1 protein-coding gene is annotated in these 1,446 nt (G+C 36.4%); it reads left to right on the top strand.

Annotated features, from left to right (window positions below; translation table 11 throughout):
- Positions 1–92 precede the first annotated feature (92 nt).
- Positions 93–1,423 (top strand): IS3 family transposase gene (locus tag V4T18_RS18235; protein ID WP_332651872.1). Its coding sequence is split into 2 segments (ribosomal slippage): positions 93–474 and positions 474–1,423, totalling 1,332 coding nucleotides; the frame shifts between segments, so codons are not numbered across the junction.
- Positions 1,424–1,446 lie beyond the last annotated feature (23 nt).

Raw genomic sequence — 1,446 nt, forward strand, 5'->3', positions numbered from 1 at the left:
TAAAATGTACCCTATAAGATGGACACTTAAAAAAGTCCTCTTGTAGGGTACTTTTGTTTATAATGATAAAAAAGATGTTGGAGCGGAATTGAATGACCAAACTTTATTTTACTAGAAAACAACAAGAACAATTAAAATGTAATCCCAGTGTACAAGCTGTAAGTGAAAAAGCAATTACATATACAGATGCATTTAAACGCCATTTTATTGCAGAAAACGAGAAAGGGAAATTACCACGTGAAATTTTTGAAGAGGCGGGTTTAGACGTTGAATTAGTTGGGCTTGACCGTGTTAAAGGTGCGGGAAAGCGTTGGCGTGCAGCTTATCGTAAATTGGGGATTGAAGGTCTTCAAGATACACGAAAGACAAACTCAGGTCGCTCGTCTGAACTTGAATTAACTCTAGAAGAAAAGATTGCTCGATTGGAAGCAAAAAATAGATTACTTGAAGCAGAAAATGAACTCTTAAAAAAGCTCGATCTACTAGAAAGGCAGATGTTGAAGAAGAAATAAAAATTGCCCCAGAATTAAAGTTTGAACTCATCCAGCGCACGATAAAGAAATACAAATTAAAGCGTATGGTGAGCTATTTATGTAGCGTAATGGGGGTATCTCGTTCAGGTTACTATAACTACTTCACGGAAAAGTCAGCACAAAAGCGCGCAGCTAAAGAGGAATCCGATGAAGCAGTAAAAGAGATCATTTTAAAGGCATATCACTTCCGAGGACGCAAAAAAGGAACACGTCAAATTAAAATGACTTTAGAAAATCAATATCAAATTACATATAACTTAAAGCGTATTCGCCGTATTATGAAAAAATATGATATTATTTGCCCTATTCGAAAAGCTAATCCATATCGTCGCATGGCGAAAGCAACAAAAGAACATCGCATATGTCAGAACAAACTACAACGCCAATTTAAACAAGGTGTAGCCGGTAAAGTTCTGTTAACAGATATCACTTATTTAAGGTATAAAGGTGGAAAACGCGCTTATTTATCAACGATTAAAGATGCCGAAACCAATGAAATTTTATCTTATGAAGTATCCGATTCATTAAGTATAGACATTGCGCTCAATACACTCCATAAACTAAAAAAACACCGCCATTTAGCAGCAGATGCCTTTATCCATTCAGATCAAGGTTTCCATTATACAAGCCCACAGTTCCAAAAACTCGTGAAAAAAATGAAGTTAGGCCAATCCATGTCACGCCGAGGAAACTGTTGGGACAATGCGCCACAGGAATCATTCTTTGGTCATTTTAAAGATGAAACGAATCTGAAAGAATGTGAAACATTAGAGGAAGTAAAACAAGAAGTGAAGAGTTATATGACGTATTACAATCATTATCGTGGTCAGTGGAATTTAAAGAAGCTGCCGCCTGTAAAATACAGACAGCAGCTTCAACAAGTTGCCTAGGCTTTTTTCAAAATGTCCTTTAC

Source organism: Lysinibacillus sp. 54212 (genome assembly GCF_036662795.1).
Taxonomy (GTDB): Bacteria; Bacillota; Bacilli; order Bacillales_A; family Planococcaceae; genus Lysinibacillus_B.